Here is an 18,480-nt window from a genome sequence, read left to right as displayed (position 1 = left end):
ATCCTGCGCATTCAGATGATTGTAGCGTGCAATATCGCCAGTCAAGCCATTGAAGACCCGCTTGAAGTGCAGACGCCTGGACCTACTTCGTTTCAGAGCAAAAAAGGCGAACGGCATGACCCAGTCAAGATATACGGGAACGGCGCGCGGATTGCATTGGCTTATGGCTGTGTTCATCCTACTTACCATCCCGGCAGGGCTGATCATGGTGCAGCCCGGGCTCGACCGCAGCCTCCAGAATGGGCTGTTCATCTACCACAAAAACATAGGCGTCTTGCTGCTCATTCTAATCGTTGTGCGGCTGGTCTGGCGTCTGAGAAATCCGCCTCCCGCAAAGCCATCTAGCCTTTCACCAATTCAGGCACGCATCGCGGAGTTTACCCACATCGCGATGTATGCCTTGCTGTTCCTGGTCCCGATCGCCGGTTATGTGCGTGTCAAAGCCGGCGGCTTTCCAATCGAGAGCCTGGATGCCTTGAGCATTCCATCGCTGGTTCCACGATCAGAGGCACTGGCTGAGATAGCGAAAACGGTGCATTACGGTGCCGGGCTTTTGTTGATTGCTTTGATTGCGATGCACATCGGCGCGGCCTTATTTCATGGAGTGGTGAAGCAGGATGGCGTTTTTTCACGCATGTGGCCACCAGTTGGCGGCGGCACGCGGTAATTAATCAGTGCCGCAGTTGAACCTGATCTCCTGCGGAACAGCGTGAAAAAGTCGTGCACGTCACCAATCGCAAGTTTTTCAATCCGACAAAGGAACCTGACCTAAAAATGTCCGTGGCAGAGATCATTGCGCGCGCCAACTTGACCCCATCCGACAAGCTCGAACGCCCGGGTGTTGGATGGCTTGTCGCGCAGTTGGTCCTGACGTTGCTTGGTGCAGCCTGCATTTCAACGATCTTCGCAGTAAATCTTGTGGAATGGACAGGCGCGTCCTTGGTCGCTTTGGTGTTGATTGGCCTTGGTGGGATATGGGTTTCCGGCGGAGCAGCAACCTCTGTCTTGGGATTGCTGCAACGGCGGACGGCACCCGTTTCGCCGCCCAAAGATTGGCGGCCTCTGGAAAAAACGGCTGTCCTTGTCCTCCTTTGCGAAGAGGATGCACGGCCTTTGGCAAGGTATCTTTCGGGATTGCATCGTATGTTAAACGATCAGGGGTGCGATCAGGCGACCAATATCTTTGTGCTGTCCGACACAAGTGACCCCAATAGGATAGACGCAGAAGAATCTGTGCTCGCACCACTTATCGCGTCTGGCACGGTCACTTACCGACGACGTGCCAACAACATAGGCCGCAAGCCCGGCAACATCGCTGATTGGTTCACCGAGCACTCTAGCGACTATGGCTTCATGCTCGTTCTAGATGCAGACAGTCGGATGTCGGCATCACGTATCATGAGCTTGATCTACCGTTTGGAGAGTAAACCGCGTCTGGGTCTTTTGCAGGCAGGCATGACACTATTGCCCGGTCGCAGCCATTTCGGCAGGCATCAGCGGGTGGCTTCACGTCTTTTGTCACAGAATTTCGGGCGCGGTCTGGCCGCGTGGTCAGGGGAAGCTGGGAATTACTGGGGTCATAATGCAATCATGCGGATTTCCGCCTTTCGCAGCGCCAAACAGCTTCCGGTCCTGTCCGGACCTGCACCCTTTGGTGGACCACCACTAAGCCACGACTTCATAGAAGCAGCTTGGATACGGCGGGCAGGCTGGGCAATCGAGCTTGATCCAGAAACGTGGGGCAGCGCAGAGGACGGCCCGCAGACCTTGGCAGAATTTCACAAGCGTGACCGCCGCTGGTGCCAAGGCAATCTGCAACATATTCGCCTGATCACCGAACCGGGCCTAGACGTGGTCAGCAGACTTCACTTGGCCTCTGGCATCGCAAGCTATCTTGCTGCGCCGGTCTGGCTCGCATTGGTGCTACTGGTTGCAACCGGCGCAGTTCGGGTCGAAGGTGCCCTGCCCTACCTTGTGGTCACAGCAATTATTCTCCTCCCGAAGCTTTGCGCACTCAGCCATTGGATGAAGCGTGCCCGGACCTTTGCGCGACGTCGCCTCGTTCTACGGGCAAGCTTCGTCGAACTGCTACTCTCCACGCTGATCGCGCCCGTGATGATGCTTCGGCAAAGCGGTTCGGTCCTGTCCGTCCTTGCTGGTCAGGATTGCGGATGGAAATCGCCAGGTCGCGCGCGTCTGCGGATATGGCGCGGTGTGCCCGAGGTTGCCTTCGGCGCTGCACTGGTGGGCTTGGCTTTCCTGACGGAGCCAGCTTCATCAGCCCTCTGGCTTTTGCCAGTCGCTCTACCGATGTTGAGCGCACCGATCCTGCTTGGCTGGCTTGATCGGGGCGCAAGATGATGAAACGGCGCGGATTTCTGGCATCGTCTGTCGCAGCTTTGGCCTTGGGTTCGAAACGCACTTCAGCGCAAGAGGCACCTGACTCCCTGCTCGCCGAAGCCCGCGCCCTTGCCGCATCGATCTACGTGCCACCTTCAAGCGAGCTACCGCCGCCCTTTGATGGGCTGAGCTATGATGCCTACAGGGGAATACGTCCGGTGCCTGGAAAGGCTGCGATGTTGCCCCTCGGCGCGGACTACGCTGTCGATTTGCTGCCACCGGGTCTTTATTTTCCCGACCCGGTCGAAATCGAGCTGCCGACCGAAACCGGTTTCGCGCGGCTGCCAGTGTCGCCGGACCTTTTTTCGTTTGAGCCACGCTATTTCGATTCAATTCCCGACACATCACCAGAAGCAGGTTTTTCCGGGCTCCGCCTGCGCTATCCTCTGAACACGACTGGCGTCCTGGACGAAGTGCTGGTCGTGCAGGGAGCCAGCTATTTCCGCGCCATCGGGCAAGCCATGGCCTATGGCCTTTCAGCGCGTGCCGTCGCTATCGGCACGGGTGGATCTGTGCCCGAAGAATTTCCCCGTTTCACCCGGTTGCGCCTTCACGGCGAACAAGACGGGGCCGTCCGTATGGAGGCGGTGATCGATAGCCCGTCTCTTGCCGGCCATTTGGACATGACACTGCGGCCGGGCACAGACACGATGATGGACCTTACGGTCACGCTTATGCCACGGCGCGAGATTGCCGATATCGGTGTTGCTCCGCTGACCTCGATGTATCTCAAAGGTCCGATGCGCTCTGCCGTGTCGGACGATTTCCGCCCGCGCGTGCACGACAGCGACGTTCTGGTGATCAAGACAGGTGGTGGCGAGCAGGTCTGGAGACCGATCGCCAACCCCGCGCGCGTTGAAACCTCGGCATTCCTTGACGACAGTCCCGCTGCCTTCGGCTTTTGGCAAACCGCCCGAATGTTCGAGGATTTCGAAGACAGCGAAGCGCGGTATCATGATCGCCCTTCCGCCTTGGTCGAACCCCTGAACAACTGGGGTCCCGGCGCTGTCATCTTGGTCGAGATCCCCACCGGCGATGAATTCATGGACAATATCGTCGCCTTCTGGCGACCTTTGGAACCGTTGGCTGCCGGAACCGAACACAGCTTCGACTATCGGCTGACCTGGACGCGGAGTCCGTCGCCAGTCATCTCATCCATGCCGATCCGACAAAGCCGAAGCGGGCGCGAACACGACCGTCCGGGCACACGGCGCTTCGTCGTTGATTTTGCAGGCAACGAGGCTCGCTTGTGGCCGGACCTCTCGGCCACCGATGGTGAAATATCCGGGGAAAGCCTGTTCATCTTGCCGGATGATCGCGGGACACGGATGACCTTCCTGCTCACTCCCGGTGACGTCGATACCATCGACTTGCGTCTTGTTCTAAGGGACAACACTGGTGCAGCTGCGAGCCCAGTTTGGCTGTATCGCTGGACACGCGCACGCGATGGGGATGTGTGAAAGCCTGCGACTGATGGCTACCGTACCTTTCGCGGTTTGATGCCGTTCTATTGAGAATATTTACGGCAACAAAAAAGACGAACTATGAGACCGAAACGTACGAATGAATTCCGATAGCTCGCGGTGCATATGACGCTTTGTCTGGAGTACTCTGAGTCATTGACGATACAAATTTCGTGGCCACCCGAAGTCGCATTTCTACTTCGTAAGGACCTGAAGCAAGTGCCGGCTCACTCGGGTCTGCGGTCGGAATAACATGTCTCGAGATCGTAGTAGTCATTGAAACCCACAAGGCGACGCAGCTCTTCGAACGGCAAAAGCCCTTTTGGAGGGTGACCATCACGCAGTGCAGCCAGCGCTTCTTGCATGGCGCGCATCGCAGCAGACATCAGGGTCAGCGGGTAGGCTGCGTGGTTATAGCCGATCTCAGCCAATTGGTCGGGCGGGAGGATAGGCGTGGTGCCACCCTCGACCATATTTGCCATCTTCCAGCCTGGCAGTTCAGAACAAATGCGGCGCATCTCAGCCTCTGAATGCGGAGCTTCGACAAACAGGATGTCGGCACCTGCGGAATGGAATGCCTCGGCGCGGGCCAAGGCTTCGTCCAACCCGTGGCCGTGTCTTGCATCCGTGCGCGCAATGATGAGAATGTCTTGCCCGCTCTCGCGTCGAGCATCATCAGCAGCACGTATGCGATCCACGGCTTCAGCCCGGTCGACGACAAGTTTGCCCTTGGTATGGCCGCATCGTTTTGGGGCGACCTGATCCTCAATCATGACCGCAGCAGCGCCGGCGCGCGCGTAGCCTGCCACCGTGCGGCGCACGTTCATCGCGTTCCCGTAGCCAGTATCGCCATCGGCCAGCACGGGCAGTTGCGTCACCGCACAAATATCCCGCACCGCATCGCGCATTTCGCCGTAAGAGATCAGGCCGGCATCCGGCGCTCCGATACGATGGGCTGAGACAGCAAAGCCTGACATGAACATGGCGTCGAACCCGGCATCCTCAATCAGCCGCGCAGACAAGGCATCGCCACAGGCGGGCGTGACCAACAGGCGACCCGTCTCAAGCCGTGCCCGAAGCCGTGCGGCGGCGGTTTGTTGCGGAGCGGCGGTCATAGAACCCGTGGCAGCCATAGGGCGATATCCTCGAACCAGTAGATGATAAAGACAGTCGCCAGCATCATTGCGACAAAGGGCGCGGCACCGCGCGCCACCTCGCCAAGGCTGGCACGACCGATGGCTTGAATGACGTAGAGGTTCAACCCAACAGGCGGGGTGATCAGCGCACATTCAACCATCAGCACAAAGAAGATGCCGAACCAGATCGGGTCGATGTCCAAGGCCATGACCGCACCTGCCAGCACCGGCATCATGATCAGCATCATCGAAAGCGCCTCCATGAACAGACCCATGATCAGCAGCGCGATACCGACTGCGATGATGAACAGACCCATCGTGTCGATATTGGACGTTATGAAGGCCGAGACATCCTGCGGAATACGCCAAAGCGCAATGGCTTTCCCAAAGACCTTTGCGCACCCAACGATCAGCAAGATCGCCGCCGACGCGCGAAGACCGTCCATGACCGCCTCCTTTAGCCCAGCCATATCTAGGCTGCGCAACACAACGAATGTCAGAAACAGCGCGCCCAGAAAGCCGATGGCTGACGCTTCAGTCGGTGTGAACCAACCCGCATAAATTCCCGTGATAACCAATCCGGCCAGCGCAACGGTCGGCAGCGCCCGGAGGCCAGTTCTGCGGCGCTCGGCCCAATCGGCTTTGGGGGATGCGGTGTATTGCGACGAGAACCGCGCGTAGAGCATCGAATAGCCAATGAAGAGCGCCATCAACAAAAGGCCTGGTCCGATCCCGGCCATGAAAAGATCAAGGATCGAGGATTCAGTGATCACCCCGTAGACGATCAGAATGATCGACGGCGGGATCAGAATGCCAAGAGTGCCACCAGCTGCGAGCAATCCGAACACGAAAGGACGCGGATAGCCGCGCTTTGTCATCTCGGGAATAGCAACCGACCCGATGGTGCCCGCAGTTGCAACCGACGAGCCAGAGATAGCCGAAAACAACCCACATGAAATCACGGTCGCGACGGCCAACCCACCGGGCCAATGTCCGACCCAGGCTTGCACCGCCGCGAACAGGTCGCGTCCGACGCCACCGCGCAGCAGGATGTTCGACATCAGCAAGAACAATGGCACTGCGATCAGGATGAAGCTGTCCAATGAGGACAGAAGCCCGGTTGCCGCAATGCGTGGGGCAAAATCCCCGAGGATGAGCAACACAACCCCAAGTCCGCCCAAGGCAAAGGCCACGGGCACTCCGATCAGCAGCAGCACGAAAAGTGCCAACAGAATGGATATAACAGTCACGTGGGATTATTCCGGTGCATGAGCGTCGGCGGGGAGCGGCGCGCCAAGCGCGCAGCGGATGAATTCGATAATGGCTTGAATGCCAAGAAGGCCAAAAGCCAAGGGGACGGCGGACTGGGCCCACCAAGCCGGGATGTCGAGCATACTGCCCGAGGACCGGCCGCGCTCGAACGAATTAAGAGGTGCGTCTTTGCCGTACCAGACCAACACCCAACAGAACGCGACCACGAAGGCCAGCGCCGCAAGACGCGCCGCGCGCTGTGCACCCGGTCCCATCAACGCGGTCAGCGCCGTTACGCGGATGTGCTGGTTGTGGCGCAGCAAGGCTGGACCCGCCAAAAGGGTCGCAAAGATAAACAGAAGGCGGGACAGTTCCTCGGCCCAAATGGTCGGCGCGTTGAAAAAGTAGCGCGCAACCACCTCAAACCCGAGCATCAGCCCAATGGCAAAGTAGGCCCAGCCGCAAAGCTGGGCCAACCGATCGGCAAGCCAATCGAAAAAAGACGCGACTGACTGCATTGCGGTCAGAAATTCTCTGCAGCGTCAAGCAGTTGACGGCCCAGATCACCGGACTCGGCCAGCCAAGCGTCGATCGTCGGAGCAGAGGCTTCCTTCCACCGGGCGATTTCCTCGTCAGACGGATAGTAGACGGTCATGCCATTGGCTTCGGCCTGCTTGAATGCATCGGCTTCGAATTCCGACATGTAATCGCGAACCGCGGATTCGGCGTTGCGGGCAGCCGTTGTCAGAACTGTGCGCTGTTCTTCAGTCAGGCCTTCCCAGACATCTTCATTGATCACGACGATGAATTCGATATCCGCGTTGTTCACGACAGTGATGGCGTCCATCACTTCCCAAAGCTTGCGCGAGACAACACCAGACACACCGGTCATGCCGATATCGACCGTGCCACGCTGATAGGCCAGAAACTGTTCAGATCCGGAAATCAGAGTCGGTGCGCCGCCCAGAACGCTGACCCATTCACCCAGCCACTTACCGAACACGCGGGCTTTCTTGCCCTCCATGTCCTCGGGGCCACGCAGGGGTTCGTCCTTGCTCAGCAGAACCGAGCCACCATACGCCTGCCACCACAGAACGTGCGATCCGGTTTCGCGGATTGCCGCATCAAGCGGTTCGCGTACGGGCGAGCCGGGAGCCACTGCCGCGCGGACCTTTGCCTCGGTATTCAGAACAAAGGGCATGTAAAATATATCAACAGCCGGGATTTCACCGACATATCGGGTCAGCGAAGCAACGCCCATTTCAATCTCACCTGCGCCAACCGCTTCCGGCACTTCGTTGTCGCGGTAGAGCTGTGCACTGTCATAGATCTCGACGGTGATATCGGAATTGGCCTCAACCTCTTCCTTGAACATGAGCAGGTTCTGGCCAAGATGGCTTGCAAGCGGTAGCTGCAAGGTAATGCGCAAAGTCGTCTCTGCGAATGCGGGGCTGACATACAGCATAGCCGCAGCGGCAAGACCGCCTAGCAGATGTTTCATGGTTTCCTCCTCCCAAAGGTCTTTTCTTTTTTCCGATTGCGCCGCACCTCCCCGTACGACGAGCGACCAAACAATCAACAGCTTCACTCCTCTGTCAAGAGTTCTGTCACAAACTTTCTGACGATTCAGCTTGGTCATTCCGTTGGCACACAGGTCTTGCGAGTGCCTTTAAACGCTGAAAGCTGCGATTTCGGTTTGGCCGTCTGCTTGATCGTCCTTGCGGTCCGGTCGTGTGTCTACCGCATTCATTGCGCCATCTGGAACGCGACAACTGTAGCCATCGCCTGCAACAAGGAGTTCACTGGGCTATTAGACCAGTTCCAGATCGTCGCGTTTTGCGTGCTGTACGTGTTGATCGCCGACATCCTGCCGCAATGGCTGGACCCGCGACGACGCGCCAAACCGGCTTGAGGCCCTGTCCGCGTAGTTCGGCTCGGCCCTGTTTGGGGGTTCTGATTTGCATCAGCAAACTGGACGCAACGCCCCTTTCTTAAGACGGATCGGACACAGCAATCGGGTTGCCCACAGCCTCGATATCGCGTCCAGCGGCAAGCAGGATGTCCTCGCGGTACCGCGGGCCGATAAGCTGAACGCCCACGGGGCGGCCCATCTCCTCCCCGGTCGCAACAGCAAGCCCTGGCATACCGAGCGTCGGAAGCGCGCGCTGCGTCAGCTGCGCTTCGAACACACGGGCAAAGCTTTCCTTAGATTGGACGTCGATCTGTTGGTCGAAGGGTAGTTCGCCCGAGACCGGGCATAGGAGTACGGGATAGGTTTCCTGGAACATCTGCCACTCGCGCACGAGGGCTGCACGGGCCTGCAGCGCCTGCATCAGCGACGTGAAACCGACCTCGCCCGCATCCTCGGACATGCATTCAAAAACAAACTGCGAGTCCGCTTCATCTTCGCGCGCCAATAGGTCAGCGGCACCAAACTGTGTTTCGGCCATCCAGAGACAGGCATTGATCGCAGCAGCCCGGCGCATAGGTGGACACGCCACCTCTTCCACGATCCATCCCGCATCTTTGAGCCGGGCAGCTGCATCCTGCAAGGCGGCGGCCACTTCGCCACATACCGGCATGCCATCGGGCGCAAGCGCAAGCGCCACCCGCTTTGGGAAATCCATGCTGGTCGCCAGTGCAGGCACGTACCACGGGTCTCTTGGATCGGGCGCCGACATGGCGGCCAATGCGATGTCGAGATCGTCGATGCTCCGGGCCAGCGGCCCAGACACCGCCATGAGCTGGGCGCCGATAAAGCGGTCTGGCGCACTGGAGTTATAGGCAGGCACGCGGCCCGTGGTTGGACGCAGCCCGTGCAAGCCACAGGCATAGGCGGGATACCGGATGGACCCGGCGATATCGGTGCCATGCCCAATGGCGCAGATCCCTGCTGCAACTGCAGCAGCGGCTCCCCCCGAAGACCCACCAGGAGTGATCTCGCGGTTCCTCGGGTTCAGGGTCTGGCCATGCAAGGCGTTATTCGTAAACCAGCGCAGAGAAAATGCAGGCGTGTTCGTCCGGCCCAGAATGATCCCGCCTGCCCTGCGGATGTTGGACACCACTGGACTGTCGTCAGACGCAACAACATCCGCCTGTATCCGCAGGCCGTTGGTCGTGGCATGGCCTTTCTGGTCGACATTGACCTTGATTGTAACAGGAACACCACAAAGCACTCCGGGGTCTTCATCCCGGCGGAGGGCGGCATCAACCAGCCGGGCCGCGTCAAGTGCCTCTTCGGGAAACTCCTGTACCACAGCATTTATGGACGGATTCACGGCTGTCAGCCGATCAAGATGCGCCTGCGTTACCTCGACAGCAGACACCCTACGCGCCCTAACCTGCTCCGCGATTTGGGTCGCCGTCCATTCCCAGATTTCTGCCATAGCTCCCCCAGTGGAACACCCAGTTGTTCCAGGAAAGTGGCAGGCCCTTTGGTCTTTGTCGATTGGATTGTCTTATGAAGCTTCGGGCGAACCGGCTACGCACTCTCATCGACTACCGATTTCAACTGTTCATCTAACGCCAAAGACAGGCCCACAGTCACTCTGCTCTTCGCTGGAAAAGCCCCGGCGCTTTCAAATGAAAGTTGGCTATGCGAGCACTTGGGACTGCACGAAACCGCGACAGTTCCAATCAATGGACACGGCGCGACGATCTAGGTTTCCCAAAGCAGAATTTGATCAGCCCCGCAGCACTTTGTCAGGGGGCGCTGGTGGAACCTACTCCTGCGAGTATTGACGCGCGCCGAGAGAGATCAAGAGTACAATTGTCCGATCCTTGCGCTGCCGTTTGTTGAAAAAGACCGGTACGCCAACGGATTCATGGTTGCTGCGATGCGGCGTACTCACCATGGTAAGGTTAAGGAGTGCCTTCATGTCAATCACCGCAAGCATCTACCATCTGACGCATTACAAGTATGATCGTCCGGTCACGCTAAGCCCGCAATCGATCCGCCTGCGCCCAGCGCCACATTCGCGGACGCGGGTCATATCGCACAGCCTACGCGTTTCGCCGGCAAATCATTTCGTCAATCATCAACAAGACCCATACGGCAACTGGCTTGCCCGGTTCGTGTTCCCCGAGCCCGTGCGCGAGTTCAAAATCGAAGTCGACTTGGTCGCGGATATGTCCGTCTACAATCCGTTCGATTTCTTTGTCGAAGACAGCGCAAAGGACTTTCCGTTCAGGTATGATGACGACATCGCACCAGACCTGAGCATCTATCTGCAGCGCGATCCCGTTGGCCCTCTGCTCGGGCAATTCCTCAAGACCATCTCGCGCGAGCCAATGGTGACGATCGACTTTCTCGTCGGGCTGAACATGCGTTTGGCAAATGAAATCGGCTACGAAATCCGCATGGAGCCAGGAGTTCAGACCGCTGAAACCACGCTTGGGCGTGCCGCTGGATCGTGCCGCGATTCCAGCTGGCTGCTGGTCCAAGTGCTTCGAAACTTGGGTATCGCCGCACGATTTGTGTCCGGGTATCTGATCCAGTTGAAACCTGACCTCGTGGCGCTCGATGGTCCAGCCGGGACGGACAAGGATTTCACTGACCTGCACGCTTGGGTCGAGGTGTACCTACCCGGTGCGGGTTGGGTTGGCCTTGATCCGACATCCGGGCTGCTTGCTGGCGAAAGCCACATCCCGCTGGCGGCCACACCGCATTATCGCCATGCGGCCCCGATTTCGGGCGCCGCCAGCATGGCGGAGGTCGATTTTTCTTTCGACATGCAGGTAACGCGCACCGCCGAGCATCCTCGTATTACCAAACCTTTTTCGGATGACGCTTGGGATGCTTTGAACAAACTTGGTCAAGCTGTCGACAAACGGCTTGAAGCGGGTGATGTGCGGTTGACCATGGGCGGTGAGCCGACCTTCGTTTCGATTGATGATTTCGAAAGCGCTGAGTGGAATTCGGACGCTGTCGGCCCTGCAAAGCGTGGGCTTGCCGACAAGCTGATGCGCCGCCTGCAGGGCCGGTTCTCGACCGGTGGGCTTTTGCACTACGGTCAGGGCAAATGGTACCCGGGCGAAACTCTGCCGCGTTGGACCTTTTCACTTTATTGGAGGAAGGACGGCCAACCGATTTGGCACAATCCGGATCTATTGGCGAAAGAGGACACACATGAAGATGTTGGTCCAGACGACGCACAGGCACTTTTGTCGGCCATAGCAGCCGGTCTTGAGGTGCCGATACAAAACGTGCTGCGAGCTTTCGAAGACCCAGCCGAGTGGATCATCAAGGAAGGCAACTTGCCCGCAAATGTGACGCCGGAAAACTCCAAACTGGCAGATCCGGAAGAGCGCGCACGTATCGCCAAAGTGTTTGAGCGCGGTCTGACAACCCCAGCGGGATACGTTTTACCGGTGCAGCGCTGGCAAGCCCGTGCATCAAGCCGATGGATGTCGGAAGTATGGGAATTGCGCCGGGGTAAGGTGTATCTGGTGGCCGGTGACAGCCCCGTAGGCTACCGACTACCGCTAGGGACATTGCCACATATCCCCGAAAGCGATTATCCCTTCATTGTCCCCCAAGATCCGACAGAGCCCCGCGAACAGCTCCCGCACCCGGCAAACCCGGATCAACCTGTCGCACAACGTACCCAAGCCAGTGCAGGGCAGGAACAGGTCGAACAAACCCTTGGTGATCTCAGCGGGCGCGTGCGCACTGCTATCTCGGTTGAAGCGCGCGACGGTCGGCTCTGCGTGTTCATGCCCCCTGTGGAAAAGCTAGAAGACTATCTTGAGCTGATCGCAGCCGTTGAGGCAGCAGCCAAATCCCTGGGCCGCAAAGTCCTGATCGAAGGGTATGCCCCGCCACACGATCCACGTGTCGAGGTGATGCGCATCGCCCCGGATCCCGGTGTGATCGAGGTGAATATTCATCCAGCCGCAAGTTGGGAAGCCTGTGTGGACACCACCGAAGCGGTGTATGAAGAAGCACGTCAATGCCGTCTTGGCGCCGATAAGTTCATGACGGATGGACGACATACCGGCACCGGTGGCGGTAACCATGTTGTTGTCGGCGGCGCGACCCCGAATGACAGCCCGTTCTTGCGGCGCCCCGATCTGCTGAAAAGCCTGATCCTGTTCTGGCAGCGTCATCCAAGTCTGTCCTATCTATTCGCTGGCACATTTGTTGGTCCTACGTCGCAAGCACCGCGCATCGACGAGGCACGCCATGACGGGCTCTATGAACTGGAAATCGCGCTGGATCAGATCTGGCCTCCAACGGAGGCCACTCCCCCGCCGCCGTGGTTGACAGACCGTCTGCTGCGTAACGCGCTGATCGATGTGACGGGGAACACACACCGCACTGAGATTTGTATCGACAAGTTGTTCTCTCCCGATGGACCAACCGGGCGGCTCGGTCTTGTGGAGTTTCGCGGTTTCGAGATGCCGCCCAACCCGCGCATGAGCCTTGCGCAGCAATTGTTGCTGCGGGCGATTATCGCACGCTGTTGGGACGATCCGATCAGCGGTAATCTCACCCGTTGGGGCACCACTCTGCATGACCGGTTCATGCTGCCCGCCTTTATCTGGGAGGATTTCCTTGAGGTGCTTGGGGACCTTCGTGCCCATGACATGGCCTTTGATCCCGACTGGTTCAAAGCACAGGCTGAATTCCGCTTTCCCTTCTGCGGAGAGGTCACTTATGAAGGTATCACGCTTGAACTGCGGCAAGCCCTCGAGCCGTGGCATGTTATGGGCGAAACAGGTGCGATTGGCGGCACTGTGCGCTATACCGACAGTTCAACCGAGCGCCTCCAGGTCACGCTGACCGGGGCCAACCCTGATCGCTACACCGTCACTGCGAACCGCCGGACCGTTCCTCTGACGCCTACAGCCTCCAACGGAACGAAAGTCGGCGGAGTGCGTTACAAGGCTTGGAAACCAGCAATGTCGCTGCATCCAGTTCTTGAGGTGGACGCGCCACTGACGTTTGATATCTTCGATACATGGACGGGAAAGGCGCTGGGCGGGTGCCGGTATCATGTGGCCCACCCCGGCGGGCGCAATTTTGAGACCTTCCCCGTAAATGGAAACGAGGCAGAGGCGCGGCGGTTGAGCAGGTTTGAAAAAATGGGGCATAGCGCCGGAACACAGCCTCCGACTCCCGAGCGGCCGCATCCTGAGTTTCCTATGACGCTGGACCTGCGCCGCAGGGCGGGCTTGTAGGCAATGCAATCACCCCAGCCTTTCACAAGCGGACAAATCGGGCATGAGCTGCTCGCGTCCTATTGTGCGCAAGGTGCAATGCTAAATGACGAAATGGTGCTTCCGGATGGGACGGTCAAACCCGTCTGGGCATCGTTCTTTGACCATCTTAGCCGTCTCTCGCCCGATGAGCTGGGCAAACGCTTTTTGCGCGGGGACCAGTATCTGCGCGACGCTGGCGTCCTGTACCGCCAGTACGACGAGACCCTGTCGACGGAACGCGAATGGCCGCTTAGCCACATTCCTGTAATCATCGGCGAAGACGAATGGCAGGTCATTTCCGACGGATTGATAGAACGAGCGGATCTGCTGGAATACATCCTTCAGGATTTTTACAGCGACAATACGTTGGTCGCCTCGGGTCAATTGCCTGCAAAACTGCTAAGTCGGAACCCCGCGTGGCTGCGCCCCATGGTCGGGGTCAGTAAGCAAGGCGGGCATCTTCTAAATACCCTGTCCTTTGAAATTGGGCGTGGCCCCGATGGGAAGTGGTGGGTGATCAGCGATTTGATTGAGGCTCCTTCTTCTGTCGGGTTTGCCGTTGAAAACCGGATAGCGATGAGCCGCGTGTTTCCAAACTTCTTTGCTGGCGCGAATATCCATAGGTTGGCGGGGTACTTTCAGGAATTTCAGCAAACATTGATGAATATGCGCGGACGCAGCTCCGGTGAAGTCGCGTTGCTGTCGCCGGGGCCGATGAATCAAAACTACCCTGAACACTCCTATCTGGCGCGCTATTTGGGGCTTCTGCTTGTCGAAGGCGAAGACCTGATCGTGCAGGACGGCAAAGCAATGGTGCGCACGGTCGGCGGATTGAAACCCATAGCTCTGCTTTGGAACCGCCTGCCAAGCACAATGTTCGACCCGCTTGAGTTGGACTCATCATCCATGCTGGGTGCAGCAGGATTGGTCGAGGCAATCCGCACTGGCACTCTCAGGACGGTGAACATGGTCGGAGCGGGCGTGCTTGAGACGCGCGCGCTGATGGCCTTTATCCCAAAAATCGCGCGGGCTCGTTTGGGGCGCGGTCTTGCGCTACCCAACATTGCGACATGGTGGTGCGGCCAAGACAGCCAACGTGATCACGTCATCACCAACATTGAACGGATGATGGTCGGAGACGCTTTTTCGACAGCACCACTGATGGCTGACCCGCGGACAAGAGATTTCAGTGAAATTAGCGACGTTTCATATCCACAGCACTTAGCAAATAAGATCAAGACCAGCGGGCATAACCTTGTCGGGCAAGAGGCCGTGACCTTGTCGACGACCCCGGCCTGGGATGATGGAAAGATGGTCGCCCGCCCCATGTGTATCCGCATCTCCATGGTCCGCACCGAAGACGGCTGGGCCGTGATGCCGGGTGGCTACGCACGGATCAGCGCTGGTGATGATGCCAAAGCGCTTGCAATGCAGCGAGGCGGCAAGGTGGCAGATGTCTGGGTCACGAGCCCAAGGCAGGTCAAGACGCCAAGCCTTTTGTCGGTATCCCCAACAGCCATACCACACAGTCTGCCCCATGCGCTCCTGCCTAGTCGCGCCGCGGATAACCTGTTTTGGCTAGGGCGCTACGTGGAACGCTCTGAACAGAATATGCGGCTATTCAGGGCGTATTTCGCGCGGATATGCGATGGTGTTGATCACTCAGACGTCATACCGACTTTTATCCGCGACCAATTGATGGCTGGTGTAGAGCCAAAAGCGTCTGCTATCGCCGCACGCTTTGGCGAACCATTGGAACTAGCACTGCAAGCGGCGTCTCGGATTAGTGACCGTTTTTCGCCCGATGGGATGATGGCACTGCGTGGGCTTGTTCAAGACGCCAAGATGCTTGATCGACAGCATGTCCAGCTTGAGGACACGCCGGTTCAGATCAGTCGCCTATTGCGCCAGGTCACAGGGTTTGCAGGTCTTGTGCATGAAAACATGTACCGCTCTGATGGATGGCGGTTCCTGAGCATTGGCACCTCTCTTGAGCGTGCAGCGAACATGTGTGACCTGCTGGCCGCTTGCCTGTTAACCGAACCATCAAGTGGCGCTTTGGATCTTGCCTTGGAAGTCGGGGACAGCGTTGTCTCACATCGCACCCGGTTCCAAATTGCCGCGAATGCCAGGTCCGTCACCGATCTATTGGCCCTTGACCCAAGCAATCCACGCGCGGTCCGCTATCACATCACACGCACCAAAGAACATATCGCCAAACTTCCCACCCAACAAGAAGACCACCATATGAGCCACGTGGCGCGTCAGGTTTTGCTGCTCGAAACACAACTTGCGACCAGCGAACCTGAAGCAATATCATCCAAGGGACTGAACCGGCTCAAACAAGACATTTGGTCTATTTCCGACACGCTCAACAAATATCATCTAGCTTGACCCGTGAAGTATAGCATCCGTCTGACGATTGCTCATTACTACGACCTCCCGGCTGCAAACAGCCGTCATCTGATCCGTGTATTGCCGCGAACTCTGCTGGGGCGGCAAAAACTGACAACCCATCTGCTGGAGGTTTTCCCAGAGCCTGAATCAAAGGCTGAGGGGGTGGATTTTTTCGGCAACACAACACATTCTTGCGCGCACCGAGATCAACATAAAGAGATGTCGATCCGCCTTTCCTGCCACGTCGAAATGGACGCCCCATCGCTTTGGCAGGATCTTTCTCCGAGTATTCAACGCCTGCGGTCTGACCACGATACCCTGACCGATCTTGGTCCAACGTCGCCTCTTCATTTCCTTGGACCAAGCCCCCGTCTGCCACCGAACTCCGCAATCCGGGATTTTGCGAAAGACCTTTACCAGCCGGAGGCAAGTGCCGTTGAAACCGTGATCCGCATTGGCAAAGCGCTACACGAGACCATGACCTTTGATGCAACTGCGACAACTGTGGATACGGACGCAGCGGACGCGTTCCGCCTCCAGCGCGGGGTTTGTCAGGACTTCACCCATATCATGATCCTTGCCCTCCAGTCGCTGGGCATTCCGTCGGGGTATGTGAGCGGTTATCTACGCACTTTGCCCCCACCCGGTAGCGTCAAGCTTGAGGGGGCAGATGCCATGCACGCTTGGGTGCGGGCATGGTGCGGGCCGCTACAGGGCTGGATCGAGTACGATCCAACCAATGCCACGCTTGTCGGCACCGACCACGTCGTCGCGGGTTACGGTCGCGATTATTCCGATGTTGCGCCGGTGCGCGGCCACCTAAGGTCGTCGGGCGGTCAGAGCAACACGCAGGCCGTGGATGTCGCAATAGCGGGCTAAAGACGCGACCCTATTTGCGCTGGTAGCTCGGCAGATGCATCAAGGCATTGCGCAGCGCGTCGCCCCAATTTGTGCTGATCGATTGGTAATAAGGGTCGTCGATTGTCACACGCGGTTGGGTATCAAGCGCAAAACTATCCTTGCCATAGAACTGCATGTCCAAAGGCAATCCAACCGACAGGTTCGCTTTGATGGTTGAATCAAACGACACCATCAGCAGTTTGATCGCGTCTTCGAAAGACATGTCTGGATCATAGGCGCGGACAAGGATTGGTTTGCCGTATTTCGTTTCACCGATCTGAAAAAACGGGGCATCCTCGGTTACTTCGATAAAGTTACCTTCGGGATAGACAAGAAACAGCGTTGGCATCCCGCCTTTGATCTGACCGCCCACGATCACGGACGCCTTGAAGGCGGATGTTGCGGACTGGCCGTCTTCGCCTCCACCCTGAATCACTTGCTTCAGCGTCGCGCCGACAAAACGCGCAACCTCGAACATTGTGGGCAATTCCAGAATCGTCGGCTTGCGTTCGGTCGGGATTTTCGAACGTTCCTCAAGAATGCTGATAAGGGCTTGGGTCGTGGCAAGATTGCCCGCGGTCATGATCGTGATTGCGCGATCCCCTGGCACGTCCCAAGAGAACATCTTCTTGGTCGTCGAGAAGTTGTCCACCCCGGCATTGGTGCGGGTGTCGGACATGAAAACCAGACCACGGTTCAAGTAGAGGCCGACGCAATAAGTCATTTCTGATCCAAGAGAATACGCAGGCTCATCAGGCTGCGCGTAAGCTCTAGTCTCGAAACATAGACTATACAACAATGGTGCCGCGCTTTTCGGCGCAGCCTGCTGCAATGTGACGTGACGGACAACAAAAGCGCGCGTTAGGTCGACACGCGCTCCACCTGAACGCTTTGCTCTTGCAGGTTCAGCGCACCATAAGACGTCAGGAATGATGCGTCCGCTGCGTCCCGGCCCACACACACCCGCACGATGTCCGACGGCGTTGCCATACCAGTCGGATCGACAAGGTGCCAATCGCCGTCAAGAAACACCTCGACCACGGCATGAAAATCCTGTGGCCTAACGCCCGGCGCGTAGGCGCTGACGAAACGCGCGGGAATGCCCATGGCACGCACAAGTGCAATCAGAACATGCGCGTAGTCCCGACACACCCCGCGCAAGGACGAGAAACTGTCGGTCGCGGTGGTGCCAGGATTGCTCGTGAAAATGTCGTAGGTAAAGTTTGACTTGACCCAATCGCTCATCGACCGCACCAACGCACCGCCCGATAAGCCAGCAAATTGGGAAGCTGTGAAATCCAGAAACAGGTCCGATTGACAGTAGCGCGACGTCATAAGGTACTGCAAAACCGCGCTGGGAAGCTGGTATCGCGGTGTTTCCTGTAGCTCGTCCAGGTTAGCAGCGACTCTGCGCACATCCACCTGCGCTTCAAAAATGCAATCCAACCGGTTGCTCACCGTAATCCATCTGCGCATACCTATCGATTCCTCACCCTCGACCAGCCGCAAGGTGGAACCCGACAAGAGCAAAAGACGCGGGTTGTCACAGCGCTGACCACCATCTGTCGTTGGCTCCACCTGAAGCAACGCATCGCACTCTTGAGGCGCGGTATAAACAAGGCAAGCTTTCACGTTGAGCAACACCGCATACACTCCGAGTCAAAAAAATGAGAAAGAGAGGGGACATATCGCAGTCTATATCTCAGGTGTCGACACAATTACCGACAGCA

14 protein-coding genes are annotated in these 18,480 nt (G+C 57.7%); 7 read left to right on the top strand and 7 right to left on the bottom strand.

All coding sequences use genetic code 11. The features are described 5' to 3' along the window. Positions 1-115 precede the first annotated feature (115 nt). From MCRY_RS15625 to MCRY_RS15615, 3 genes are all read left to right on the top strand, one after another. Entirely contained in the window at positions 116-667 is a 552-nt protein-coding gene (locus MCRY_RS15625; protein ID WP_085631559.1) for a cytochrome b, read from the top strand. Positions 668-774: 107 nt separating this feature from the next. Then, the gene (mdoH, locus tag MCRY_RS15620; RefSeq protein WP_085631557.1) at positions 775-2,361 is read left to right on the top strand and encodes a glucans biosynthesis glucosyltransferase MdoH; all 1,587 of its coding nucleotides are present in this window, start codon (positions 775-777) and stop codon (positions 2,359-2,361) included. Next, positions 2,358-3,860, top strand: coding sequence for an OpgD/OpgG family glucan biosynthesis protein (locus MCRY_RS15615; protein WP_238939736.1), 1,503 nt, complete (start codon positions 2,358-2,360; stop codon positions 3,858-3,860). The genes mdoH and MCRY_RS15615 overlap by 4 nt, the downstream gene beginning before the upstream one ends. Before the next feature lie 230 nt (positions 3,861-4,090). Here the strand turns inward: MCRY_RS15615 and MCRY_RS15610 are convergent, their stop codons facing one another. Genes MCRY_RS15610 through MCRY_RS15595 form a run of 4 tightly spaced genes read right to left on the bottom strand, consistent with a single transcriptional unit; the run spans position 4,091 to position 7,751 of the window. Then, positions 4,091-4,996: an isocitrate lyase/PEP mutase family protein gene (locus tag MCRY_RS15610; protein ID WP_238939737.1), complete on the bottom strand. Its 906-nt coding sequence runs from the start codon at positions 4,994-4,996 to the stop codon at positions 4,091-4,093. Beyond that, the gene (locus tag MCRY_RS15605) at positions 4,975-6,249 is read right to left on the bottom strand and encodes a TRAP transporter large permease (protein ID WP_085631552.1); all 1,275 of its coding nucleotides are present in this window, start codon (positions 6,247-6,249) and stop codon (positions 4,975-4,977) included. Before MCRY_RS15605 ends, MCRY_RS15610 begins: the two co-directional genes overlap by 22 nt. 6 nt (positions 6,250-6,255) lie before the next feature. After that, positions 6,256-6,768 (bottom strand): TRAP transporter small permease subunit, encoded by a 513-nt coding sequence (locus MCRY_RS15600; RefSeq protein WP_085631550.1) that lies wholly within the window; start codon positions 6,766-6,768, stop codon positions 6,256-6,258. Positions 6,769-6,773: 5 nt separating this feature from the next. After that, positions 6,774-7,751: a TRAP transporter substrate-binding protein gene (locus tag MCRY_RS15595; protein ID WP_085631649.1), complete on the bottom strand. Its 978-nt coding sequence runs from the start codon at positions 7,749-7,751 to the stop codon at positions 6,774-6,776. Between the two features lie 162 nt (positions 7,752-7,913). Between MCRY_RS15595 and MCRY_RS15590 the strand changes: the two genes are divergently transcribed. Then, positions 7,914-8,162, top strand: a complete 249-nt coding sequence (locus tag MCRY_RS15590) for a hypothetical protein (RefSeq protein WP_085631548.1) — start codon at positions 7,914-7,916, stop codon at positions 8,160-8,162. Between the two features lie 79 nt (positions 8,163-8,241). Here MCRY_RS15590 and MCRY_RS15585 read toward each other — a convergent pair whose 3' ends face one another. Then, a complete protein-coding gene (locus MCRY_RS15585) occupies positions 8,242-9,636 on the bottom strand; it encodes an amidase family protein (RefSeq protein WP_085631546.1) in 1,395 nt (464 codons plus the stop codon). A 490-nt stretch (positions 9,637-10,126) separates the two neighbouring features. On the opposite strand from MCRY_RS15585, the gene MCRY_RS15580 reads away from it, so the two are divergent. The 3 genes from MCRY_RS15580 (at position 10,127) to MCRY_RS15570 (ending at position 16,729) form a co-directional block, all read left to right on the top strand. Then, positions 10,127-13,432 (top strand): transglutaminase family protein, encoded by a 3,306-nt coding sequence (locus MCRY_RS15580; protein ID WP_085631544.1) that lies wholly within the window; start codon positions 10,127-10,129, stop codon positions 13,430-13,432. A 78-nt stretch (positions 13,433-13,510) separates the two neighbouring features. Further along, a complete protein-coding gene (locus tag MCRY_RS15575) occupies positions 13,511-15,847 on the top strand; it encodes a circularly permuted type 2 ATP-grasp protein (RefSeq protein WP_138487522.1) in 2,337 nt (778 codons plus the stop codon). Positions 15,848-15,850: 3 nt separating this feature from the next. Further along, positions 15,851-16,729, top strand: coding sequence for a transglutaminase family protein (locus MCRY_RS15570; RefSeq protein ID WP_085631540.1), 879 nt, complete (start codon positions 15,851-15,853; stop codon positions 16,727-16,729). A 10-nt stretch (positions 16,730-16,739) separates the two neighbouring features. Here MCRY_RS15570 and MCRY_RS15565 read toward each other — a convergent pair whose 3' ends face one another. Beyond that, entirely contained in the window at positions 16,740-17,474 is a 735-nt protein-coding gene (locus MCRY_RS15565) for a proteasome-type protease (protein WP_085631538.1), read from the bottom strand. Positions 17,475-17,611: 137 nt separating this feature from the next. Then, positions 17,612-18,226, bottom strand: coding sequence for a transglutaminase-like domain-containing protein (locus MCRY_RS15560; RefSeq protein ID WP_238939738.1), 615 nt, complete (start codon positions 18,224-18,226; stop codon positions 17,612-17,614). Between the last annotated feature and the right edge of the window lie 254 nt (positions 18,227-18,480).

Source organism: Marivita cryptomonadis (assembly GCF_002115725.1).
Taxonomy (GTDB): domain Bacteria; phylum Pseudomonadota; class Alphaproteobacteria; order Rhodobacterales; family Rhodobacteraceae; genus Marivita; species Marivita cryptomonadis.
This window is presented reverse-complemented; position numbering and strand designations above follow the sequence as displayed.